General features: G+C 71.4%; 23 protein-coding genes. 20 read left to right on the forward strand and 3 right to left on the reverse strand.

The window, feature by feature from the left end:
- Nucleotides 1-7: 7 nt before the first annotated feature.
- From KIK06_RS02845 to KIK06_RS02870, 6 genes are all read left to right on the forward strand, one after another.
- The gene (locus tag KIK06_RS02845) at nt 8-649 is read left to right on the forward strand and encodes a methionine ABC transporter permease (protein WP_241479641.1); all 642 of its coding nucleotides are present in this window, start codon (nt 8-10) and stop codon (nt 647-649) included.
- An 81-nt stretch (nt 650-730) separates the two neighbouring features.
- Nucleotides 731-1594, forward strand: a complete 864-nt coding sequence (locus KIK06_RS02850; RefSeq protein WP_268641793.1) for a MetQ/NlpA family ABC transporter substrate-binding protein — start codon at nt 731-733, stop codon at nt 1592-1594.
- Between the two features lie 175 nt (nt 1595-1769).
- Nucleotides 1770-3167 carry a GH1 family beta-glucosidase gene (locus tag KIK06_RS02855; protein WP_268641794.1) on the forward strand — a complete coding sequence of 466 codons (1398 nt, stop codon included), beginning with the start codon at nt 1770-1772 and terminating at the stop codon, nt 3165-3167.
- A gap of 66 nt (nt 3168-3233) precedes the next feature.
- Nucleotides 3234-4301 (forward strand): LacI family DNA-binding transcriptional regulator, encoded by a 1068-nt coding sequence (locus KIK06_RS02860; RefSeq protein WP_394296856.1) that lies wholly within the window; start codon nt 3234-3236, stop codon nt 4299-4301.
- Between the two features lie 142 nt (nt 4302-4443).
- The gene (locus tag KIK06_RS02865) at nt 4444-4668 is read left to right on the forward strand and encodes a hypothetical protein (protein WP_268641795.1); all 225 of its coding nucleotides are present in this window, start codon (nt 4444-4446) and stop codon (nt 4666-4668) included.
- Between the two features lie 205 nt (nt 4669-4873).
- Complete coding sequence (locus KIK06_RS02870) at nt 4874-5551, forward strand: hypothetical protein (RefSeq protein ID WP_268641796.1); 678 nt, start codon at nt 4874-4876, stop codon at nt 5549-5551.
- 27 nt (nt 5552-5578) lie between these two features.
- Here KIK06_RS02870 and KIK06_RS02875 read toward each other — a convergent pair whose 3' ends face one another.
- A complete protein-coding gene (locus KIK06_RS02875; RefSeq protein ID WP_268641797.1) occupies nt 5579-6829 on the reverse strand; it encodes a M15 family metallopeptidase in 1251 nt (416 codons plus the stop codon).
- Nucleotides 6830-7417: 588 nt separating this feature from the next.
- Here KIK06_RS02875 and KIK06_RS02880 point away from each other — a divergent pair.
- From KIK06_RS02880 to KIK06_RS02940, 13 genes are all read left to right on the forward strand, one after another.
- On the forward strand, nt 7418-10768 hold the full coding sequence (locus tag KIK06_RS02880; protein ID WP_268641798.1) for a sensor histidine kinase: 3351 nt from the start codon (nt 7418-7420) through the stop codon (nt 10766-10768).
- A 235-nt stretch (nt 10769-11003) separates the two neighbouring features.
- Nucleotides 11004-11405, forward strand: a complete 402-nt coding sequence (locus KIK06_RS02885; RefSeq protein WP_017599665.1) for a roadblock/LC7 domain-containing protein — start codon at nt 11004-11006, stop codon at nt 11403-11405.
- A 98-nt stretch (nt 11406-11503) separates the two neighbouring features.
- Nucleotides 11504-11920 (forward strand): DUF742 domain-containing protein, encoded by a 417-nt coding sequence (locus KIK06_RS02890; RefSeq protein WP_369974511.1) that lies wholly within the window; start codon nt 11504-11506, stop codon nt 11918-11920.
- A 34-nt stretch (nt 11921-11954) separates the two neighbouring features.
- Entirely contained in the window at nt 11955-12548 is a 594-nt protein-coding gene (locus KIK06_RS02895; protein WP_017572034.1) for a GTP-binding protein, read from the forward strand.
- A gap of 82 nt (nt 12549-12630) precedes the next feature.
- On the forward strand, nt 12631-14346 hold the full coding sequence (locus KIK06_RS02900) for a DUF885 domain-containing protein (protein WP_268641802.1): 1716 nt from the start codon (nt 12631-12633) through the stop codon (nt 14344-14346).
- A gap of 213 nt (nt 14347-14559) precedes the next feature.
- Nucleotides 14560-15135, forward strand: coding sequence for an HIT family protein (locus KIK06_RS02905; protein ID WP_017599667.1), 576 nt, complete (start codon nt 14560-14562; stop codon nt 15133-15135).
- Between the two features lie 191 nt (nt 15136-15326).
- Nucleotides 15327-15956: a phosphatidylinositol phosphate synthase gene (pgsA, locus tag KIK06_RS02910; protein ID WP_017599668.1), complete on the forward strand. Its 630-nt coding sequence runs from the start codon at nt 15327-15329 to the stop codon at nt 15954-15956.
- A gap of 31 nt (nt 15957-15987) precedes the next feature.
- Nucleotides 15988-16929 carry a phosphatidylinositol mannoside acyltransferase gene (locus tag KIK06_RS02915; protein WP_268641803.1) on the forward strand — a complete coding sequence of 314 codons (942 nt, stop codon included), beginning with the start codon at nt 15988-15990 and terminating at the stop codon, nt 16927-16929.
- Nucleotides 16926-18119 carry a glycosyltransferase family 4 protein gene (locus KIK06_RS02920; protein WP_327084623.1) on the forward strand — a complete coding sequence of 398 codons (1194 nt, stop codon included), beginning with the start codon at nt 16926-16928 and terminating at the stop codon, nt 18117-18119. The genes KIK06_RS02915 and KIK06_RS02920 overlap by 4 nt, the downstream gene beginning before the upstream one ends.
- Before the next feature lie 33 nt (nt 18120-18152).
- Nucleotides 18153-18680, forward strand: coding sequence for a hypothetical protein (locus tag KIK06_RS02925; RefSeq protein ID WP_268641804.1), 528 nt, complete (start codon nt 18153-18155; stop codon nt 18678-18680).
- Between the two features lie 182 nt (nt 18681-18862).
- A complete protein-coding gene (gene pdxS / locus KIK06_RS02930; protein ID WP_017599672.1) occupies nt 18863-19774 on the forward strand; it encodes a pyridoxal 5'-phosphate synthase lyase subunit PdxS in 912 nt (303 codons plus the stop codon).
- Between the two features lie 75 nt (nt 19775-19849).
- A complete protein-coding gene (gene pdxT, locus KIK06_RS02935) occupies nt 19850-20458 on the forward strand; it encodes a pyridoxal 5'-phosphate synthase glutaminase subunit PdxT (RefSeq protein WP_327084624.1) in 609 nt (202 codons plus the stop codon).
- On the forward strand, nt 20455-21204 hold the full coding sequence (locus KIK06_RS02940; protein ID WP_268641806.1) for a YebC/PmpR family DNA-binding transcriptional regulator: 750 nt from the start codon (nt 20455-20457) through the stop codon (nt 21202-21204). Before pdxT ends, KIK06_RS02940 begins: the two co-directional genes overlap by 4 nt.
- Before the next feature lie 111 nt (nt 21205-21315).
- Here KIK06_RS02940 and KIK06_RS02945 read toward each other — a convergent pair whose 3' ends face one another.
- A complete protein-coding gene (locus tag KIK06_RS02945; protein ID WP_268641807.1) occupies nt 21316-22248 on the reverse strand; it encodes an NAD-dependent epimerase/dehydratase family protein in 933 nt (310 codons plus the stop codon).
- A gap of 136 nt (nt 22249-22384) precedes the next feature.
- Here KIK06_RS02945 and KIK06_RS02950 point away from each other — a divergent pair, with 136 nt between their 5' ends.
- Nucleotides 22385-23083: a TetR/AcrR family transcriptional regulator gene (locus tag KIK06_RS02950; RefSeq protein ID WP_017599677.1), complete on the forward strand. Its 699-nt coding sequence runs from the start codon at nt 22385-22387 to the stop codon at nt 23081-23083.
- 35 nt (nt 23084-23118) lie between these two features.
- Here KIK06_RS02950 and KIK06_RS02955 read toward each other — a convergent pair whose 3' ends face one another.
- Nucleotides 23119-23613, reverse strand: a complete 495-nt coding sequence (locus tag KIK06_RS02955) for a hypothetical protein (protein WP_268641808.1) — start codon at nt 23611-23613, stop codon at nt 23119-23121.
- Nucleotides 23614-23803: the final 190 nt, after the last annotated feature.

Here is a 23803-nt window from a genome sequence, read left to right on the forward strand (position 1 = left end):
GCCCCAGATGTGGCCGAACCTGTGGCTGGCCACCATGGACACCGTCTACATGGTGTGGTGGGCGACCGTCTTCAGCGTCCTGTTCGGTCTGCCCTTGGGCGTGCTGCTGGTGGCCACCGACCGCGGTGGCCTCACCCCCGCACCGGCCGTGCGCGCCGTGCTCGGCGCGATCGTCAATATCGGCCGCTCCCTGCCGTTCATCGTCCTGATGGTCGCGGTGCTCTCCCTGACCCGCTTCCTCGTCGGTACGACCCTTGGCCCCACCGCCGCGATCGTCCCGCTCAGCATCGGCGCGATCCCCTTCTTCGCGCGTCTGGTCGAGACCGCGGTACGCGAGGTGGACCGGGAGGTGGTCGAGGCCGCGCACGCCATGGGCACCCGCAAGCTCACCATCGTGGGCAAGGTGTTGCTGCCCGAGGCGCTGCCGGGGCTGATCGCCGGACTGGTGATGACCGTGGTCACCCTCATCTCCTACTCCGCGATGGCCGGTGCGATCGGCGGCGGGGGACTGGGCGACCTGGCCATCCGTGAGGGTTACCAGCGTTTCAACGACCACTACCTGTGGGCGACGGTCATCCTGCTCATCGTCATCGTGCAGGCGGTCCAGAGCCTGGGGGACCTGGTCGTCCGCCGCCTCTCACGGCGCTGACGACCGCTCCCGTCCCCCGCCCCCAGCGTCCCCCTCTCCCCTCAGCGAGGTGTCCGAGTCCCATCGGGAAGGGAGACTGTGATGTCGGGGAGCGCGAAGGCGCGCGTGAGCGTGGTCGCGGGGGTGGCGGTGGCGCTGCTCGCCGCCTGCGGGAGTCCAAGCGAACGCGCCGAGGAGGAGGGCGGGGGCACGGGGGAGGGGCTGACCACGCTGACGGTCGGCGCGACACCCGTGCCGCACGCCGAGATCCTGGAGTTCGTGGACGAGGAGCTCGCGGCCGACGCGGGGTTGGCCCTGGACGTGGTCGTCTTCACCGACTACAACCAGCCCAACGCGGCACTGGCCGAGGGCGAGCTGGACGCCAACTACTACCAGACGTTGCCGTTCCTGGAGGAGTATCTGGCGGGCAACCCGGAGGTCGGCCTGAGCTACCTGTCGGACGTGCACCTGGAGGCGTTCGGGATCTACTCCCAGGAGGTCTCCGATCTGGAGGCCCTGCCGGAGGGGGCGCGGATCGGTCTGCCCAACGACGCCTCCAACATGGGGCGGGCGTTGGACCTGCTCGCCTCGGAGGGGGTGATCGCCCTGTCCGACGACGTCGGTCCGACACCGACGCTCGACGACGTGGAGACGGCGGAGTCGCGGGTCGAGCTGATCCCGGTGGAGGCGGCGCAGCTGCCCAGGTCGCTGCCCGACCTGGACGCCGCGGTGGTCAACGGCAACTACGCCCTGGAGGCCGACCTCCCGACGACGGCGAACGTGCTCGCCTGGGAGGCCACCGAGGGCAATCCCTACGCCAACGGCCTGGTCGCGCGCACCGAGGACGCCGGCGACCCCGACCTGCTCCGCCTGGACGAGCTCCTGCACAGCGAGGAGACCCGCGCGTTCATGGAGCGGCGCTGGGAGGGCGTCGTCATCCCGCTGGGGGTCGAGGAGACCGAGTGAGGGCCGCCGTGTCCCGGGCGGCGCGCGCCACCCGGGACACGGTCGGGGCACCGGCGGGAGGCCGTAACGGTTGTGTCTCGCCGTCCCGAGCGTTCGTTGACAGCCGAGCGGACGTTCTGCTTCGGTTATGGGAGCGCTCCCATGCATCCCATCACGGAAGGTGTGTGCCGACATCGTGACCGACCACGAACAGTTCCCCGAAGGCTTCCTGTGGGGGGCCGCCACCGCCTCGTTCCAGATCGAGGGCGCCACCACCGCCGATGGTCGCGGACCCAGCATCTGGGACACCTTCTGCGCCACCCCCGGCAACGTCCTGGGCGGCGACACCGGTGAGCCGGCCGTCGACCACTACCGCCGCTATCCCGAGGACATCGCCCTCATGCGCCGCCTCAACCTCGGCGCCTACCGCTTCTCCGTCGCCTGGCCGCGTGTCCTGCCCGAGGGTTCGGGCCAGGTGAACCAGGCGGGGCTCGACTTCTACGACCGCCTCGTGGACGCGCTGCTGGAGGCCGGGATCCAGCCGTGGGCCACCCTCTACCACTGGGACCTGCCCCAGCGGCTCCAGGACGCGGGCGGCTGGCCGAACCGCGACACGGCGCTGCGCTTCGCCGACTACGCACGGGTCGTCGCCGACGCGCTCGGTGACCGTGTCGAGAACTGGATGACGCTCAACGAACCCTGGTGCGCGTCCTTCCTCGGCCACCACATCGGTGAGCACGCCCCCGGCCAGCGCGACGCCGTCGCCGCGCTCACCTCCGCCCACCACCTGCTGTTGGGCCACGGTCTGGCCACCGAGGTCCTGCGCTCGACCGGTCACCGGGTCCGGGTCGGCCTCGCCCACAACCAGGCGGTGATCCGCCCCCACGGCGCCACCGCCGAGGACGTGCGCGCCGCCCGCCGGGCCGACGGCGTGCGCAACCGCGTCTTCACCGACCCCTTGTTCCGGGGCGCCTACCCGGCCGACGTGGTCGCGGACCTGGCCGACATCACCGACTTCTCCTTCGTCGCCGACGGTGACCTGGCGGCCGTCGCTGCCCCGCTCGACTTCCTCGGCGTCAACTACTACATGCCGGAGTGGGTCGCCGCCTCCCCCAAGGGACTGGACCCGGACACCGTCAGCGGCCAGGGCGGAGCGTGGGTCGGGGCCACCCCCGACGAGGTGCACGTCTCCCAGGGCCTGCCGGTCACCCACATGGGGTGGGAGGTCGACCCCACCGGCCTGTACGACGTCCTCCGTCGCCTGGCCGCCGACAGCGGCGGGATCGACCTGTACGTCACCGAGAACGGGTGCGCCTACGACGACGCCGTCACCGACGACGGACGGATCCACGACACCGACCGCGTCGACTACTACGAGGGCCACGTGCGCGCGGCCCTGGAGGCCGTACGCTCGGGCGTGCCCCTGCGCGGATACTTCGCCTGGTCCCTGCTGGATAATTTCGAGTGGGCGTGGGGATACTCCCGCAGGTTCGGACTCGTGCGCGTCGACTACGCCACCCAGGAACGCCTGGTCAAGGACAGCGGCCTGTGGTACGCGCGGCTGGCACGGGAGGGCCGCGTACCGACCCGGTGACGCGGTCCGCGCGGACCGCGTGCCGCGCCCACCGCCCCCGTGCGCGCTCCGTCGCGGCGGGGGCGGATGCGACGACTCGATCCCAGAGGGAGCAGCGAAGTGGCCAGAAGCGGTGGCGGTCGGCGGCGTCCGACCCTGGAGATGGTGGCGGAGCGCGCCGGTGTCGGCCGCGGCACCGTCTCGCGGGTGATCAACGGATCGCCCCAGGTGAGCCCGCGTACCCGCGAGGCCGTGCACAACGCGATCGCGGAACTGGGGTACAGCCCCAACCAGGCCGCGCGCACCCTGGTCACCCGGCGCACCGACACCGTCGCGTTGGTGGTCTCCGAGCACCGCGACCGACTGTTCACCGATCCCTACTTCGCCGACGTCATCCGCGGCGTCAGCTCCGTCCTGCACGAGCGCGACCTCCAGTTGCTGCTCACCACCGCCCGGACCGAGGGCGAGCACAAGAAGATCGGCGACTACCTCAGCGGTTCCCACGTGGATGGAGCGCTGCTGGTCTCCCTGCACCGGGACGACCCCCTTCCGCGCCGGTTGGAGGAGGCGGGCGTGCCCGTGGTGCACGGCGGCCAGCCGCACGCCGCCGACCGGACCGGCGGTGTCTTCGTCGACGTGGACAACGCGGGCGGCGCCCGGTCCGCGGTGCGACACCTGCTCGACATCGGCAGGCGGCGGATCGCCACCATCGCCGGCCCCCAGGACATGGCGGCGGGTGTGGATCGCCTGGCCGGATACCGGCAGGTGATGGAGGAGGCCGGACTCGGCGTCGACGAACGGCTCGTGACCGCCGGGGACTTCAGCGTCGACGGCGGAGCGCGGGCGATGGAGCGCCTGTTGGAGACCGCCGGAGACTTCGACGCGGTGTTCGCCGCCTCCGACCTGATGGCCGTCGGAGCCCTGCGCGTGCTGCGAGAGCGCGGACTGCGCGTTCCCGAGGACGTCGCCGTGGTCGGCTTCGACGACACACTCGTGGCCCAGCACTGCGAACCGCCGCTGACCACCGTGCGCCAGCCCACGGTGCGCATGGGCCAGGAGATGGCCCGGTTGTTGGCCGACGTCGTGATCCCCCGTACCGGCGAGGCCGAGTCGATCGTCCTGGACACCGAGCTGGTGGTACGCGACTCGGCCTGAGCCTTCCGGGCCACCGCCCACAGGCCCCCGGACACCTGCCCGGACCCGCTCTGACCCGCCCATTCGCCGCTATCACGGGTGGACGCGTGCCCCGCCGCTGTGCGAGGCTGGTCGCGATTTCGCGGGGAGACGGTGGGAGCGCATGGACCCGACGCGGGAACCGACACACACCCGGTGCGCGATAACCTCATGCGGCTGGTGCGAGCGGAGCGGTGTCGACTGCCGCTTCTGTTCGGGGACGGGGTGGTGGCGGCCGGAGCAACCGCACCGGGACGGCAACGGCGTCATCGTGTGGCGACGGGTGGAGGAACCATGCCGGGGATGCGCCGGAACAGGTAAGGAACACAGCCCGGTCGCCGTTGTGTAGACGGGCTCGGGTTCTGTTTCTCGGAGCGGGTGCCCACGGGTTCGCCGTTCGGGCGCCGCCGGGGCGCCGAAGGCGAGTACCGTGCCCGCGGGCGCTCGTCGGGGGTGGTGCCCACGCGTCGCCTGTGGCGCCTCTGCGGGCGATGGCGGGCGAGGCGAGGCGGAGGGCCCGAAGAACGGTCTCGCCCTGATGAGGAGGATCGACGTTGGACTGGGTGACCTACCTGTCGCCGAGCGGAGGCGGTGCCCGTCTCGGCGCTCTGGAGGACGGTGACGTTCTCGGCTGTCCCATGACCGACGACCTGGCAGCCCTGCTGGACGCGGGGCCGGAGGCGATGGCGGAGGCGTACGCCCGCGCCGTGGACGACCCCGTGGAGATCATCGTCGAGCCCGAGGCCCGGATGTGCGCCCCGCTGGTTCCCGACGACCCCGTCCGGGCGCGCTTCGGCGGCACCGAGGTCGAGGTCGCCCCTGACCTGGTCCGCGGCGTGGACGACGGTGTGGTGTCCGGCGCCCTGAGGGCGTGGGTCGGCCTGGCCGCCGTCTCGGGCTCGGAGGGGGCCGCGACGGCCTTCACCACGGCCTGCCTGTGGCTCGACGGGGCCGGGACGCCCCTCCAACTGACCCTCGGCCCGGACCTGGTCACACGGGACGAGTTCGTGGACGGCGAGGGCGAGACGGTGGAGGAGTTCTCCGCCTCCGTCGGCGAGGAGGAGAGGGGCCGCGGAGGGGTCGCGCCGTGGGATGCGTGGTTCACCTCCGGAACCGGCCGGGTGCGCGCCCTGCTGTGTCTGGACACCGGGCCCCTGGAACCCGACGACGAGCTGAACGTGTACCCCGGTGTCCTGGGCGGGTTCGAGGTCCGGGTGGGCTCACTGGTCTGACTCTGGTCGGGGACGCCGGCCGGGGTCTCACCCGGTGAACTCCCAGTGCCAGGGCTCGAAGCCGTTGCGCGCCCAGTGAGGGTTGACCCAGCCGTGCGTGGGCGCGTGGGAGAGCATCCAGGCGTGTTCGGGGCTGCCGAGTTCGTGTACGCCGCCGCACAGGTCCACGGCCAGGCCCAGACCGTGCTGGCTGGTGCCGGGGTGGGCGGCCATACCGGGCAGCATCTGCTGGAACAGCAGCACCTGCTCGTGGTACGGGCGGTAGGAGTCGGCCACGCACAGCGGACTGCCGAACCGCTCCCGGTAGGCGGCGTCGAGCCCGACGAACGCCACCGCCGCGTCCGGCCGCAGCCGCTCGCCCGCCTGGGGGAGCGGGCAGAGTGCGGAATCGGGGAGGCGGCCGTTGGTGTGACCGCCGCCGTCACCGCTCGCGCACGCCAAGGTGTGCGCGGCCGGAGCGGTCACCGCGTGGCCGGTGTCAGCCACATGGTCCCCTTCCGCCCCATCGGCCCTTTCCGCCTCCTCAGCCTCCTCCGAAGCGGCTTCGGTCCCCCGCGTCGCGCGGCGTTCGGCGAGCAGCGTCTCCAGCCGGCTCCGCTCGTCCAGCAGCTCCTCGAACCGCTCCTCCTGGGTGCTGACCGCGGCTTCGGCGCGCTCGCGGGCGGCGGCCGCCGCCTCGGCGGCCTCGGACTGCTCCTCCTCGGCTCCCCTGGCCAGGTCGGCGAGGGTGCCCGCCGCCACGCGCGCGGCCTCGGCCCGGTCGAGCTCGGCGGTGCGGTGCCCGGCGAGCAGTGTCAGGTAGGCCCCGCGTTCGAGCAGCTCCTCCGGCCCACCGAACCAGGCCGCCGCCGGGTGCGGTGCCCCGCCCTTGTAAGCGGTGGCGGCATGGCGCGCGGCGGCCAGGCGTGAGTCCTTCCGCCGGGCCCGGGCGGTGGCGGCCCGTTCGTCGGCCGCCTTCCGGCGGGCGGAGACCTCGGCCAGGTGCTCGGCCTCGTGCCGGTAGTCCGCGATCCGCTCCACGGCGGTGCCGCGCAGGTCCTCCAGCTCGGCGCGCAGGACCGCCAGCTCCACGCGCACGTCGCCGAGTTCGGCCTCCTCCGGGGAGTCGGATGTCGCGTGGGCCGCGCCCGACGCGGCGGAGGACAGGACGAGGAGGAGAGCCGTCCCCCATGCGAGAGCGGTGTTGACCGAAAAGTCGCGTCGGATGTCGCGGGAACGCTCGGTTCGGAAGCCGGTACTGACCGTGCGCGGAGATGGGCGCGACGGGGTGCGCATCATCAGTTCCTCCCCGGACCTGCATATACGTCATGTCACGATGTCATGTCGGGTCGGTCGTGATGGGGAGGCTGGGTGCGTGTCCAAATAGTTACCAGGCCTGAATGGGGGTTTTCGGACAGCACGGATGACCTGGGAAGTTGGTCAAAATGTCGACGTACGGGGCAGGATGGGTCCGGATGCGCGTGGATGATCCCGCCGAAGGCCATCAAACGGTCGAAGCGAGTCCTTCTCGCCCATTGGTACGCTATCCACCGCACGCGCACCTAAGAATCCTGTTAGGTGGGCGGCGCCTCTCCTCCCAGGCGAGTCCGGCGGACAGTCTTCCCATCTTCCCCAAACTCCCACCGCTTCCTGATCCGGCGGGCCGCATGGTCCGATCCGATCCCATCCGAGGGCCTCTTCGGTCAGGAGTGGTCAATCCCTGGGTTCAACAGCCGTTCGAGGCGGTGACACGAAAGGTTGCGAGGGTCCGTGTCGACACGAGCGACAGCAAGCGGGGCCAATGCGCAGAGCGGGGCAGCGCAGGCCGAACATGCCGATGCCGCGCCTCGGCGCAGAGCCGACTGGTGGCGGCCACGTAACTGGCGGGTGCGCTCCCGACTGGTGGCCCTCATCGTCATCCCCACAGCCGTGGCCCTCGCGCTCGGTGGTCTGAGGGTCTACGAGTCCACGGACACCACCATCACCCACGCGCACATCGAGGACCGCGCCAACGTCGGTGTCATCATCGTGGAGTTGGCCAACCAGCTCGGTCGGGAACGCTCGGCGAGCGCGGTCTACATCTCCGACGACCCCGACCCCACGCGCCGCTCCGACGAGCTGCGCCAGCGGTTGGAGGAGGAACGCGACGCCTCCCGCGAGCTCCAGACCAGCCTCACGGCCGAGCTCTCCGCGATGGGCGACATGGACGGCAGTCTCGCGCAGACCCGCCTCGACACCATGCTCAGCCAGTTGGACAGCCTGGACTCCCTGCGCAACGAGGTCGACGAGACCCGTGTGACCGTCCTGCCCGTGGTCACGAACTACCGCACGATCTCCCGGTCGCTGCGCGAGTTCAACCAGACCATGGCCGACCAGAGCTCCGACACCGACCTGCGTGAGGCCGTGCGTGCCCTCACCGCGCTGTCCAGCGCGCGTGACCAGCTCTCCTACGAGACCGCGCTGATGAGCCACTCGCTCTCGCGCAACACGATGACCGGTGGTATCGCCGAGGCGATCGAGTCGAGCCGCGCGCGGTACGAGAACGAGCTCTCCAACTTCGTCCAGGCCGCCTCGGTCGAGCAGCGCGCGATCTTCGACGAGAACTTCACCGGCCTGGAGGTCAGCCAGGTCTCCACGATGCGCATGCGCGTCATGTACCGCGCCGAACGCAACGACTCCCTGACCGGTGTGACCTCCAACGACGGTCCCGAGGACTACCAGGAGATCGCCGACACCGCGCTCGACCTCCTCCAGACGGTCGAGAGTGAGATCGCCGGGGCGATCGCGGAGGACGCCGACGAGCTCGGCAACGCGGCCATGATGCGCACCATCACCGACCTCGTCGTCGTCGCTCTGGTCCTCCTCGCGGTGTTCATCCTGACCTCGCTCGTGGTCCGCTCCCTGGTGCGCCCCCTGCGCACCCTGGAAGACGGGGCCCGCCGCATCGCCGAGCGCGACCTTCCCGACGCGATCAACCGGATGCAGGAGGCGGGAAGCGCCCCCGACGTTCGGGTCACCCCGATCGAGGTCGAGACCAACGACGAGATCGGCGAGGTGGCCCGCGCCTTCGACGACGTCCACCGCGTGGCCCTGACGCTGGCCTCCGACGAGGCCGCCCTGCGCAGCAACGTCAACGCGATGTTCGTCAACCTCTCCCGCCGAAGCCAGACCCTGGTGGAACGGCAGCTGCGCCTCATCGACGGTCTGGAGCAGTCCGAGCAGGACGCCGACCGCCTCTCCGACCTGTTCCAGCTGGACCACCTCGCGACGCGTATGCGCCGCAACAACGAGAACCTGCTGGTTCTGTCCGGCCAGGACAACACCCGCAAGTGGGCTCAGCCCGTCCCGCTGGTCGACGTCCTGCGCGGCGCGGTCTCCGAGGTCGAGCAGTACGAGCGCGTCAACGTGCGCGCCCCCTCCCACATCTCCGTGCTCGGCCGTCCGGTCAACGACGTGATCCACCTGGTCGCCGAGCTGGTCGAGAACGCCACGTCGTTCTCGCCGCACGACACCGAGGTCCTGGTCAGCGCCAAGACCCTCGCCGACGGCGGTGTCCAGGTCGATGTCACCGACAGCGGTATCGGTATGGCTCCCGAGGACCTGGCGGCGATCAACGCCCGCCTCGCGGCCCCGCCCGTCATCGACGTCGCGGTCTCGCGCCGCATGGGTCTGTTCGTGGTCTCGCGCCTGGCCCACCGCCACGGCGTCCGACTCACCCTCATGGAGGCCCACGGCGGCGGCACCACCGCCCGCATCATCTTCCCGGCGGACCTGCTCATCACCCCGGTCGAGGGCCAGCACGCCGTCGGCGGGGCCGAGGCCCGCCCCGAGCTGTCCGCCGGCGCGCCCAACACCTACGCCGAGGCCGAGGCGGCCTTCGCCTCCAGCCCCGCGCCCGCCGAGCCCGGCGACCCGTGGCAGGGACAGGACGCCGGGTCCGACCTCAGCTCCCTGGGCGGTCTGCCCAAGCGCCAGCCCGGCGGAAGCCGCGGCGACGAGCACCCGCCGAGCGGCCAGGACCTGTGGGACACCGGCCAGGGCACGGGCGGATCGATGTTCGAGCCGACCAGGGGCGCCGGGACCACGGGGTCGAACGGTTCCGACCTGAACGACGCCCAGCCGGTGGTCGACCCCTACGACGTCTCCGACGAGGAGGAGACCCGGCCCGACGGCACGGGCCGCAGCCTCTTCGACCCGGCTCCCCGTTCCGAGGACGGCGGCGGGTCGGCGTTCGGGGGCGGGACGCCCGGCCGCTCGATGGACACCGGTTCGTTCGGCCGTCCCAGCGACACTTCCGCCTTCTCGCGTCCCACGGACACCGGGGCCTTCAGCCGCCCCACGGACACCGGTGCGTTCTCCCGTCCCACGGACACCGGGGCCTTCAGCCGCCCCACCGACACGGGGAGCCACGGGCGTTCCGACGACCGTTCCCAGGACTTCTTCGGGAACCCGACGCCCGCGGCGGACGGCCACGCCGACAACGGCACCGCCTCCGGCAGGGACACCACCGGCGCCCACGAGCGCCCCGCCGCCCCGTCGGGTGAGGACACCGAGTCCTTCCCCGCGGTCTCCTCGGACTGGACCTCGCGCCCGTCGACGCCCGAGCGTCCCGCCGCCCCGTCGTCCAACGACACCGGGAACTGGCGTACGGGCGGGACGGACTCTCGCGAGGGGTACGGGTCGACCGCGTACCTGTCCCGCCGCTACGGGGGCGCCCAGGGGCCGAACAGCACCGTCGTGCCGCCGACCCCGGCGGGTGAGGGTTCCGACTCGCTGCCGATCTTCGACGCCATCGAGTCCAACTGGTTCAAGCGCCGCAGCGGCGGCCCGACGGTGGACGCCACCGAGACCGGACCGATGCGGCAGGTCGACGCGGACCAGACCAGCCGGCAGCCGGACGGCGGGCAGCCCTCCCGCCCTGGTCAGAGCGGTCAGGAAAGCCAGAGCGGCCAGAGTGGCCAAAGCGGCGCTTCGGAGAGCGAATGGCAGTCCGCGGCCGACCGCGGGTGGAAGGCCGCGCGCACCGCGGCTGAGCCGCTCGCAGGTGGTCTGACTACCTCGGGCTTGCCAAAACGGGTTCCCAAGGCAAACCTTGTCCCGGGGACCGCCCCACGACCGGAGAACTTCAAGCAGATGCCCACGCGCAGCGCGGACCGTGTCCGCAACCGCTTCGCGGGCTTCCAGAAGGGCGTCCGGGAAGGGCGGCACCAGCTGGGTGAGGGCTCGACGGAGGGATGACCTCAGTGGAACATGGTGGGACGGGGTCCCCCTTATTCGCGGAAGCCGGATGCAATAGCATCTACCGAGCTTCTCGGACGGGCCACACCCAGCGCTTGACGAGAGTCGAACACCAGACCCCCGGTGGCCGCCCCCTCAGGCGGGACCGGGCAGGACGCAGGAACAGTGCTGTCACATGCCGTGCCGGCGGTAGCAGTGCGGTGAGACCAGCCGGCGAACTTGGACAGGAGATCAGATGAGTCGACAGGTCAATGAGCTCAACTGGTTGATCACTGACTTTGCCGACCGGGTTCCCGATGTCGCCCACGCGATCGTCGTCTCCTCTGACGGCCTTCCGTTGGCTTCGTCGGCGGGCTTCCCGACTGACAGGGCGGACCAGCTGGCGGCCATCGCCTCCGGCCTCTCCAGCCTGACGCAGGGAGCGTCCCGGGTGTTCGAAGGCGGAGCGGTCGCCCAGACCGTCGTGGAGATGGAACGGGGGCTGATGCTCATCATGGCCATCAGCGACGGTTCCTGCCTGGCGGTACTGGCTGCGGCCGAGAGTGATCTGGGTCTGGTCGCGTACGAGATGACCCTGCTCGTCGAGCGGGCGGGGCGGGCGCTGACACCAACGGCGCGCACCTCGGGAATCCACTGATCCACCACCGACAGGAGGAAGTGGTGGCACCTCACAGTAGAGATGCCGGGAGCGCCTCGTGGTTCGGACAACAGCCGAGCGGTCCCTCCACCGGAGGGATCCCGTCTGTGCCGGGCGGCGGAGATGTTCCTCGACCAATCCAACAACCGTATGAACAACGACCCGCGGCGGGGAGCGCGCCCAGTTCACTGGTCCGCCCCTACGCCGTGACCAAGGGCCGCACCAAGCCGAAGTCGCAGCTTCCCCTGGAGGCGCTGATCTCGGCGACGGCGGCGGCCCGTAACGAGTCTGGGACGCTGACGCCCGAGTGGCAGGCGATCAGCGACCTGTGCCGGGAGTGGCGGTCCGTGGCGGAGATCTCCGCCCTCTTGCGGATGCCGCTCGGTGTGGCACGGGTGCTTGTGGCGGACATGTCCGAGCAGGGACTGGTCCAGATCAGGTCTTCGCTGAACAACGACGCCCGTCCCAACACCAACCTGCTTGAAAGGGTGCTCAGTGGACTTCGCAAGCTCTAGCCCAGCCGAGGAAGGCGGTGCTGGGGGGAACGCGATGACGTCGGTCAAGATCGTCGTCGCCGGGGGCTTCGGTGTCGGGAAGACGACATTCGTTGGCTCCGTCTCCGAGATCGTGCCGCTGACCACCGAAGCGGTGATGACCAGCGCCAGCGTCGGGGTCGACGACCTCGCCAAGACGCCGGACAAGCAGACCACCACCGTGGCGATGGACTTCGGCCGTGTCTCCCTCGACTCCGACCTGATCCTGTACCTGTTCGGCACCCCCGGACAGCACCGGTTCTGGTTCATGTGGGACGACCTCGTCAAGGGCGCCATCGGCGCCGTCGTCCTGGTGGACACCCGGCGCCTGGCCGACTGCTTCCCCGCGATCGACTACTTCGAGGAGGCGCGCCTGCCCTTCATCGTGGCGATCAACGGGTTCGACGGTTACTATCCCCACGCCGCGGACGAGGTCCGGGACGCGCTGACGCTCAGCCCCGAGATCCCCATCGTCCAGGTGGACGCCCGTGACCGGGCCTCCACCAAGTCGACGCTCATCACCCTCGTCGAGCACGCCATCACGGTGGGGGACCCCGAGGGCGCGGCAGGGCAGCCCACCTCCACTGGCGGCCAGAACTCCTGGCGCTAGCCACCGGGCCGGGGTCCCGCACAGAGCACGGCCCGGTTCCCGCACGGCGGGGACCGGGCGTCCGTGCTGGCATCATGGGGGAATGAGCTCTCCCTCCCAGCCCGACGCCGAGGCGATGACACAGCGGTTCCGACGGGTGGCCGAACAGGTGCTCGACGCCCTCCTGGAGGACGCGCCCGAATGGGCACTGGAGCTGGGTGACGCCCGAGGGGCGGCCCGACTGTCCGACCACTCCGCCGAAGCCGACGCGCGTCGTATCGCCGTGCTCACCGACGCCCTGGGGTCACTGGACGAGATCGACGGCGACCTGATCCCCGAGGGCGACCTGGTCGACCTGGAGATCCTGCGCGCCAAGGTCAGCGCGGACCTGTGGCACACCGCCGAGCTGCGTCCGCGCACCTGGAACCCCCTGCTCCACTCACCGGGAGAGGCCGTCCACGCGCTGCTGGAGCGCGACTCACTGCCGGTGCCCGACCGGTTGGAGGCGATCGCCGCGCGCTGTGCCGCGCTGCCCGACTACCTCGACACCGCCCGCACCCGGCTCTCCGACGGGCCGGGCATGCCGCGCGTGCACGTGGAGACCGCCCTGGCCCAACTCGGAGGGGCCCGCGCGCTGCTCACGGACGGGATCTCGTCCCTGCTCGCCCGGGAGCCCGCGCTGGCCTCCCGGGTCGACCCCGCGCGCGAGGCCGCCCTCGCGGCGGTCGGGGAGTACGGGGACTGGTTGCGCGACCGGGTCGAGACCGCCACCGCCGACCCCCGGCTGGGCGCGCGCGACTTCGCCGCCCAGCTCTGGTACACGCTGGACTCCGAACTGTCCCCCGAGGCGCTGTTGGTGCGCGCGGAGAGCGACCTGCTCGCCACCGAGGAGGCCATCGCCGAGGTCGCCGCCGAGTACGAGGGGCGCCCCCGCCGTGCCGGCCAGGTCGCCGGGGTACTCGCCGGACTGGCCGACGCCACCGCCGCGGACGCCGACGGAATCCGTCCGACCTGTGCCGACGCGCTGTCCCACCTGTGGGACCGGATCCGTGAACTGGACCTGGTCACCGTGCACGACGACCCGGTCCGGATCATCCCGATGCCCGAGTCGCGGCGCGGTGTGTCCGTGGCCTACTGCGACCCGCCGGGGCCGCTGGACCCGAACGCGCGAAACCTGCCCACCCTCGTCGCGGTGGCCCCACCGCCCGGGGAGTGGCCGCGGGCACGCCAGGACTCGTTCTTTCGCGAGTACAACGGCACGATGCTGCGCAACCTCATGGTGCACGAGGCCGTTCCCGGCCACGCGCTGCAACTCGCGCACGCCGCCCGCCACGACGGGGGGACGCGAGTCCGCAACACGCTGTGGAGCGGCACGTTCGTCGAGGGGTGGGCGGTCTACGCCGAGGAGGTGCTCGCGGGCCACGGCTGGGCCGACGGCACCGCCGCGGCGGCGCGCCGCGACAACCTGGCCCTGCGGCTGATCCAGCTGAAGATGCGGCTGCGGGCGGTCCTCAACGCCGTCCTCGACGTGCGCACGCACACCCGGGACATCACCGAGGCCGAGGCGATCGCCCTGCTCACCGAGCGCGGTCACCAGGAGGAGGGAGAGGCGGTCGGCAAGTGGCGCCGGGCCCAGCTCACCAGCGCGCAGCTGTCGACCTACTACGTGGGCTACACCGAGGTCGCAGAGATCGCCCGCGACCTCGCCGCCCACCGGCCCGGGCTCACCGAGCGAGAGCGCCACGACGCGATGCTCGCGCACGGTTCTCCGCCACCGCGCCACCTGCGCACCCTCCTGGGACTGGAAGGGCCGTACTAGTTTCCCGGGCCTGCGACGCAATCGCTCCCTCCCACGGGCGCCTGCGGCGCGGTGCCCGCCCGTCGCCCTCCACCACCCCCGAAGGACGCCTGCGGCGCGGCACCTTCCCGTTGTGCTCCTATGCTGGGGACGCAGCATCCCATGAGAGACGTGACGAAGGAGGCAGGGGCTCCCTCCCCGGTGCGAGACCGGGGCACCCGCCCCGGAAAACCGATGAGCGGTGTCGAGAACGAGCCCCAGGGCGGGCAGTCCAACCCCCCCGGCGCGGGGACCGGAACCCCCGACGGGTGGGAGCGGCTGTGGACGCCGCACCGCATGGCCTACATCAAGGGCGAGGGCAAGCCCACCGGGTCGGGCCCCGAGGACGGCTGCCCCTTCTGCGCGGCGCCCGGGCTCGATGACGCCGAGGGACTCGTGGTCGCTCGAGGCAAGACCGCCTTCGTCGTGCTCAACCTCTACCCGTACAACAGCGGACACCTGCTCGTGTGCCCCTACCGCCACGTGTCCGCCTACACCGCGCTGGACGAGGACGAGACCGCCGAGGTCGCGGCCCTCACCCAGGCCGGAATCCGCGCGCTCACCGACGCCTACGGGCCCCAGGGGTTCAATGTCGGCATGAACCTCGGTACCGTGGCCGGTGCCGGGATCGCCGCCCACCTGCACCAGCACATCGTCCCCCGCTGGGGTGGCGACACCAACTTCATGCCGGTCATCGGCCACACCAAGATCCTGCCCGAGATGTTGGAACAGACCCGCCGAAAACTGGCCGAGCACTGGCCCGTGGACTAGGTCGTGCGGGGTGGACGCCCCCCGTCGCGCGGCAGAGGACGTGTCCGCCGCACACGCCCCCACGCCCAGCCGTCCCGCGCCGCCCGCACCGACGACCGGGCGGCGCGCCACCCCCGCCGGGCGCGGATCCCACCCCCGAGACCGTTCCCGCCCTACCATCACAAGAAGACATGCTGAGAATCCTTCGCCCCATGATCTCCCGGGTCACCACTCCGCTCGGCCGGAGTCTGGCCCGGATCGGCCTTACGCCGAACATCGTCACCGTCATCGGAACAGTGGGGGTCGTCGCCAGCGCCCTGTACTTCTACCCGCGCGGTGAGCTCTACGCCGGATCGGTCGTCATCACCGTCTTCGCGCTCTTCGACATGCTCGACGGCGCGGTCGCCCGAGCCAACGACAGCGCCAGCTCGTTCGGCGCCTTCCTCGACTCCAGCCTCGACCGGGTCGCCGACGCCGCCATCCTCGCCGGGCTCCTGTGGTGGTTCATCGGCGAGGGCGATGAACCCCTGCTCGCGGGTGTCACCCTCTTCTGCCTGATCACCGGGTTCATGGTCTCCTACATCAAGGCCAGGGCCGAGGGGCTCGGCGTCAACTGCGACGTCGGCATGGCCGAGCGGACCGAACGGCTCATCATCATCCTGGTCGCCGCCGGTGTCGGCGGGTTCGGCGTCCCCTACGTCCTGGCGGGCGGGCTGTGGCTGCTCGCGGGCATGACCCTGCTGACCGTGCTCCAGCGGCTCGTGGAGACCCGAGCGCGCCTGAACGAGCTCGACGAGGGTCCCAGGGACGTCGACACCAACGGCGCCAACAGTGGGGCCTGAGCCGCTCCCAGGGAGGACGAGGAAGCACGACGTGGACGAACGCATGGCCGACCTGGCCTACTCGGCCGGGTGGACGATGGTGCGGCGCTCACCCGAACGCGTCGGCCGGGCGGTGTTCGAGCGGATGGCCGACCACGCCTGGCGCAACCACAACGAGGGGACCCGGGGGCTTGAACGCAACCTGCGCCGCCTGCTCGGCCCCAAGGCCACCGACGTGCAGCTGCGCGCGCTCTCCCGTGCCGGGATGCGCTCGTACATGCGCTACTACTACGAGATGTTCCGCCTGCCCGCGATGGACCGCGAACACGTGCTGGCGCACACCCGGCACAGCGGGATCGAGGCTCTGGAGCGAAACCTGAGATCCGGACGCGGCGTCGTCGCGGCCCTGCCGCACATGGGCAACTGGGACCATGCCGGAGCCTGGATCACCATGCGGGGCTTCGCGCTGACCACGGTCGCCCAGCGGCTGAGCCCGGAACGGCTCTTCCAGCGGTTCACCGCCTACCGCGAGTCCCTGGGCATGGAGGTCCTGCCGCTGACCGGTGGCAAGGACGTCGTCGGGACCCTGGCGCGGCGGCTGCGCGCCGGGGGACTGGTGTGCCTGCTGGCCGACCGCGACCTCGGCGGCGGCGGACCCGAGGTCGAGTTCTTCGGCGAACCGGCGCGCATGCCGTCCGGACCGGCGGCCCTGGCCCTCAACACCGGCGCCGCCCTGATGCCCGTCTCCCTGTGGTACGACGGCCCGTACTGGAACATCCGCGTCCACGACGAGGTCCCCGTCGCCTCCGGCGCCACACGCAGTGAACGGATCCGGGCCACCACCCAGGAGCTGGCCCGCGTCTTCCAGAGTGAGATCGCCGCCCACCCGGAGGACTGGCACATGCTCCAGACCGTGTTCAGCGCCGACCACGAGGCCGACCGCCTGGAGCGGGAGCGGTCCGAGGCGCTCCGGCGTCTCGAACGGGGCGCGTGACCGTGGGCATGCGTGTCGGCCTGGTCTGTCCCTACGCCTGGGACGTCCCGGGCGGGGTGCAGCAGCACGTCGGCGACCTGGCCGACGCGCTGACCGGCATGGGCCACGAGGTGTCGGTCCTGGCCCCCGTCGGGGAGGCCGACACCGACCTGCCCGACCACCTGGTGCCGGCGGGCCGCCCCGTCCCGGTGCCCTACAACGGTTCGGTGGCGCGCGTCAGTTTCGGACCGCGCACCGCGGCGCGGGTGCGCCGGTGGATCGACGACGGCGCCTTCGACGTGCTGCACATCCACGAACCCTCGGCGCCCAGCGTCTCCCTGCTGTCGTGCTGGGCGGCCGACGGCCCCATGGTCGCCACCTTCCACACCAGCAACCCGCGCTCCCGGGCGATGTCGGCCGGGTCGGGGGCGCTGCGCTCGGCCATGGAGAAGATCAACGCGCGTGTGGCCGTCTCCGAGGCGGCCCGGCGCACACTGGTCGAACACCTCGGCGGGGACGCCGTGCTCATCCCCAACGGCGTGTCCGTGCGCCGCTTCGCCCACGCCGACCCGCTGCCGGGTTGGCCCGGGGACGGCGGCTCCCTCGCCTTCCTCGGCCGCCTCGACGAACCGCGCAAGGGCCTGGCCACCCTGCTGGAGGCCTTCGCGCTGCTCGCGTCCGGGCGCCCGGGGCTGCGGGTCCTGGTGGCCGGGCCCGGTGACCCCGGACCCGCCCTGGAGTCGGTTCCCGCCGACCTGCGTGACCGGGTCGTCCTCCTCGGACGGCTCGACGACGCCGACAAGGTGCGCGCCTACCACTCCGCCGACGTGTTCTGCGCGCCCAACCTCGGCGGGGAGAGTTTCGGGATCGTCCTCACCGAGGCGATGTCGGCCGGGGCGGCGATCGTCGCCAGCGACATCCCCGCCTTCGCGTCCGTCCTGGACGGGGGCGGGGCGGGCGAGCTCTTCCGCGCCGGCGACCCCGCCCATCTCGCGGAACGGGTCGGAGTGCTTCTGGACGACCCCGCCCGCCGCGCCCGACTGGGCGCCGCCGCACGCCGTGCCGTGCGCGCCTATGACTGGGAGACCGTCGCCGCCGAGATCGTCCGCGTCTACGAGACCGTCCTGATGTGGGGCGGCGCGCCCGCCGCCGGGGTCCGCCTGGACAGCGGCCCCCGCGCCAGTGCGCTGCTGCGCCGCGGGGTGGGGTGATCGGTCCTGGTCGAGGACGTCCTGTTCGTCATCATGGTGGCCGCGGCGGTTCTCGCGCTGGTGCTGGTCGCGTTCTACCTGTCGTGGCGGGCCACCCGGCTGGACCGCCTCCACCACCGTGTGGAGACCACCCGCGCTGCCTTGGACGCGGCGCTGCTGCGACGCGGCTCCGCGGTCCTGGACCTGGTCACCGCGGACGGCCTGCCACCCGAGCGCGCCCGGGCGCTCGCCGACGCCGCCACCGCCGCGCGCCGGGCACCGGAGACGCAACGCGAACTGGCCGAGAGCGCGCTGTCGCGGGCGCTGCGCGCGGCCGTCGAACCATCCGACGCGTCCGGGGGGCTCCCCGACCACCTGACCGAGGTGGCCAGTGCGGCCCGGCGCGTCCACCTGGCCCGCACCTTCCACAACGACGCCGTGGCCGACACCCGCCGCGCCCGTCGGTCCCGGCTCGTGCGCGCTCTGCGCCTGGCGGGTACGGCACCCCTTCCGGATTTCTTCGAGATCGACGACGAACCCCCCGCGATCCCCCCGCCACCGGCCGGACCCGACACCCTGTAAGGGGCCGACCCGCGAAAACACCGATCTGGCCAAAGTGGTCGGTAGGGGGAGGAACTACGATGGAGTGTCGGTAGACCCAGGGTGCGCGGCGCCGGAGGTATCCGCGGACCCCCGCGTGACCGCCGCCGCCGTTTTGGGCCCTACCCACGCTGTCAACACCTACGGGACGGGAGTCCACCACCGTGGCCACCAACGCATCGAACACCGCCGACAACGCCGTCGGTACGCAGCGCGTCAAGCGAGGCATGGCCGAACAGCTCAAGAACGGCGTCATCATGGACGTCGTCACCCCGGAGCAGGCCAAGATCGCCGAGGACGCCGGTGCCGTCGCGGTCATGGCCCTGGAGCGCGTCCCCGCCGACATCCGCAAGGACGGCGGAGTGGCCCGCATGTCCGACCCGGACATGATCGACGGCATCGTCGAGGCCGTCTCCATCCCGGTCATGGCCAAGGTCCGCATCGGCCACTTCGTCGAGGCCCAGGTGCTGGAGCACCTCGGCGTCGACTTCATCGACGAGTCCGAGGTCCTCACCCCGGCCGACGAGGCCTACCACATCGACAAGTGGGCGTTCACCGTCCCGTTCGTGTGCGGGGCGACCAACCTGGGTGAGGCGCTGCGCCGCATCGCCGAGGGCGCGGCCATGATCCGCTCCAAGGGCGAGGCCGGGACCGGCAACGTCGTCGAGGCCACCCGCCACATGAGGTCGATCCGCGGCGAGATCCGCCGCCTGGGCGGGCTCGACGAGGCGGAGCTGTTCGGCGCCGCCAAGGAGCTGCGCGCACCGTACGAGATCGTCAAGGAGGTCGCGACCCTGGGCAAGCTCCCGGTGCCGCTGTTCTCCGCGGGCGGCGTGGCCACCCCGGCCGACGCGGCGCTGATGCGCCAGCTGGGCGCCGAGAGCGTGTTCGTCGGCTCGGGCATCTTCAAGTCCGGCGACCCGGCCAGGCGCGCCGACGCCATCGTGCAGGCCACCCTGCACTACGAGGACCCGGGCGTCATCGCGCGCGTGTCCCGTGGTCTGGGCGAGGCGATGGTCGGTATCAACCTGGATGACCTGGCCGACTCCGAGCGTTACGCGGGTCGGGGCTGGTAGACCGGCTCCGGGTGGCGGGTCCGCCCGCCACCCGCGCCCGCGTATCGATCGATGACACGACGAGTGAGGCCGTTCTTGACCGCCAGACCCACCATCGGCGTCCTCGCCCTCCAGGGCGACGTCGCCGAGCACCTGCACGTCCTGGAGCAGTTGGACGTGCGGACCGCCAAGGTGCTCGGGCCCGACCAGCTCGACACCGTCGACGCCCTGGTCATCCCCGGAGGCGAGTCCACCACCATGTCCAAGCTGGCTGTCCGGTACGGTCTGCTGGAGCCGCTACGCAAGCGCATCGAGGCGGGGATGCCCGCCTACGGCACGTGCGCCGGGATGATCATGCTGGCCGACCGCCTGCTCGGCGGGATCGACGGTCAGGAGACGATCGGCGGCATCGACATGACGGTGCGCCGCAACGCCTTCGGTCGGCAGACCGAGTCATTCGAGGCGGCGGTCCCCCTGGAAGGCGTCGGCGAGGAGCCGTTCGACGCGGTGTTCATCCGCGCGCCCTGGGTGGAGTCGGTGGGGCCGGAGGTGACCGTCTTCGGTCGCGTCCCGGGTACCGACGGTGCCGGTAGGATCGTCGCCGTACGACAGGGCGGCCTGATGGCCACGTCCTTCCATCCCGAACTGACCGGCGACGCGCGCATCCACCGCCTCTTCGTCGACATCGTGAAAGGACACGCATGAGCGGCCACTCAAAGTGGGCCACCACCAAGCACAAGAAAGCCGTCATCGACGCCAAGCGCGGCAAGCTCTTCGCGAAGCTGATCAAGAACATCGAGGTGGCCGCGCGGACCGGTGGTGGAGACCCCGAAGGCAACCCGACGCTCTACGACGCCATCCAGAAGGCGCGCAAGAACTCGGTGCCGCTCGACAACATCGAGCGCGCCCGCAAGCGCGGCTCCGGTGAGGAGGCCGGCGGCGCCGAGTGGCAGACCATCATGTACGAGGGCTACGCGCCCGGCGGCGTGGCGATGCTCGTCGAGTGCCTGACCGACAACCGCAACCGCGCCGCCTCCGAGGTGCGCGTGGCCGTGACCCGCAACGGCGGGAACATGGCGGACGCCGGTTCGGTGTCCTACCTGTTCAACCGCAAGGGCGTCGTCATCGTGCCGAAGGAGGGCACGACGGAGGACGACGTGACCCTGGCGGTGCTGGAGGCGGGCGCCGAAGAGGTCGAGGACATCGGTGAGGCGTTCGAGATCGTCTCCGAGGCCACCGACATGGTCGCGGTGCGCACGGCTCTCCAGGAGGCGGGGATCGACTACGAGTCCGCCGACACCAACTGGCTGCCCACCATGGAGGTCCCGGTCGACGCCGAGACCGCCAAGAAGGTGATGCGCGTGGTGGACGCGCTGGAGGACTCCGACGACGTGCAGAACGTCTTCACCAACGCCGACATCCCCGACGAGGTCATGGCCGAGATCGGCTGACCCTTCGGCGAACCCACGCCGGTGGCCGCACCCCCGCGGGGGCGCGGCCACCGGCGTTGTGAGCCCCGAACCGAGCACACCGCCGGAGCCACGTGGGGAACCGGCGGTCAATCAGGTGTTCAGGTGCTCGCGCCACCACTCCACCGTCTCCTTCAGGGTGGTCTCCAGGGGGGTCGGTGCCAGGCCGAAGGTCTCCTGGAAGTCCGTGGAGTCGACCACGAAGGGCCGGGTGAACTGGTAGCGGACCTCCTCCATCTCGCGCAGGGTCGGCGAGGCCACACCCAGTGCCCGCACCAGCCAACGCGGCATGACGCTGACGTTGACCGTGTCCAGCCCCGCGATCCGCCCGATCTCCTCGGCCATGTGGCGCGCGCTCACCGGAGGGTTGGAGGGCACGTGCCAGGCGCGTCCGAAGGAGCGCTCGTCGGTACCCGCCATGATCAGGGCCTCGACCACGTCGCCGACGTAGCTCCAGGTGTGCGGCTGGTCGGCGTCGTAGAGGAAGCTCGCCGCCCTGCCCCGGAGCAAACGGGGAACGAACCGCTCACCCAGGTGTGACTGGCTCACGCACCCGGGCCCGTAGTAGTCCCCGCACCGGATCTCGGTCACGCGGAACCGCCCCGCCTCGCTCGTGGCGAGGGCGTCCCGCCACATCCGCGCCCGTGCCAGGGCCTTGGCACCGGGCGGATCGAGGGGGTCGGACTCGCGCATGGGGCCCTTCGGCGGCGCGTACACGTAGAGGTTGCCGAGCAGGACGTAGTCGGCGCCGGTGTCCTGGGCGGCGCCCAGCAGCGCGGCGGCCAGGGGCGGCCAGTCCTCGGGCCAGCGGTGGTAGGGCGGGTTCGCGCAGTTGTAGAGGACGTCGGCCCCGTTGACGATCGTGGTCAGACGTGCCTGGTCGGAGGCGTCGCTCGCGATCCGTTCGACCTCCTGGGGGCCTCGCCCCGAACGGCTGACCAAGGTGACCCGGTGCCCCCTGCGATGGAGCGCGCTGGCCAGCGGTGCTCCGATCTGGCCCGCTCCGACGATGACGTGGTGTCCCATGGCCGTGTGTCCGCTCTTGTGTGGGTGCGCGAATAGGAGATCAGTGATCTCCTTTGAGATCAATGCTCTCTGCTGCGGCGGTACGAGTCAAGAGCAGTGCTCTCGAAAAAGATCGCCGTTCTGTTAGCCTGTCCTCATGAGAGCCAGCCAGACCGCCCGTGAACGCGCCCGCGCCGAACTGACCCGGGAGATCATCGAGGCCGCACGCCGCCACCTGGCCACCGAGGGCGCCGTGGGACTGTCTCTGCGTGCCGTCGCCCGCGAGCTCGGTATGGCCTCCTCGGCCGTCTACCGCTACTTCCCCTCCAAGGACGACCTGCTCACGGCGCTGATCATCGACGGCTACAACGCTCTCGGAGAGGCGGTGGAGGAGGGCGACGCCACTCAGGACAGGGCCGACTTCACCGGAAGGTGGCGGGCCTCATGCCACGCGGCGCGCGCGTGGGCCCTGGCCCACCCGCACGAGTACGCGCTGCTGTTCGGTTCCCCGGTGCCCGGCTACCAGGCCCCGCAGGACACCGTCGGCCCCGCCGTCCGCGACACGGCGGTGCTCGGCCGTATCGCGGCGGAGGCCCACCGCGACGGAGCCCTCGGCGCGGGTGGCGACCTTCCCCCCGTCCCGGAGCCGCTGGAGACCACCCCGATCGTCCGTGAACTGTTCCTCGACAGCCCGGACGAGGTGGTGGCCCGCGCCCTCAGCGCCTGGGCGGGGCTCTACGGCTGGATCGGTTTCGAGGTCTTCGGTCAGTTGGACGGTGTCGTGGGCGACCGGGCGGCCGCCTTCGACCAGCACGTGGCGCGCCTGGGGGCCATGATGGGGCTCACCGGCCCCTGAGGGGACGGCCCGCCCGGATTCGACCCCGTGAGTGCTCAGCGCTGAGGGTCTCGGCTCGCCATCCGGACGACCCTGTCGGCGGTGACGTCGAACCCCAGGGCCGGATGGTCGTAGTCGACGCCGCCCTCGGAACCCATCAGGACCGGCTTGCCCAGTCGGCGTCCGATCGCGCACAGGAAGTCGCAGAACACGTCCAGCCGTTCCTGCCCCCGCAACTCCCGCAGATCCACGTCGAAGTCGATCTCCTCCGGTGACATGAACCGGAAGATCGCCAGTACGTCGTCGGTCGGCCACACGCGCAGTTCCGGGCGCCCGGAGCCAGCGAGGCGGGACAGCACGGCCTCCGCCGACGGCGGGGCCGTCACGACGGAGTCCTCGGAGTACCGGTGCCGCCAGCCCCTCTCCACCACCAGGTCGAGGAGCGACTGCCAGTCCCGCGCCGAGGTGTCCGGGACACCGACGTCCGGCAGGGCGCCCATCACCTCGGCGTCGAACAGGTCCTCCACGTCTTCCCAGAGCAATCCGTCCACCCGGTCATGGTGGCACGAGCGGATTCCTCGCCCGCCCACGGAACCCCGGCCTGACCGGTTCCGGCCAACGGGTCCTCGACACGCGTGGGAGGCGTCGAAGCGTGATCGGGCGGCGACGCGGAGGAGTAGAGTGTGGCGCGCTGTCCAGCGCCGATTCCGTGCGCTGCGGCTCCCCTATCCGCAACCGAGG

Origin of the sequence: Nocardiopsis sp. EMB25, from assembly GCF_026797795.1 — a bacterium.
Classification (GTDB): Bacteria; Actinomycetota; Actinomycetes; order Streptosporangiales; family Streptosporangiaceae; genus Nocardiopsis; species Nocardiopsis lucentensis.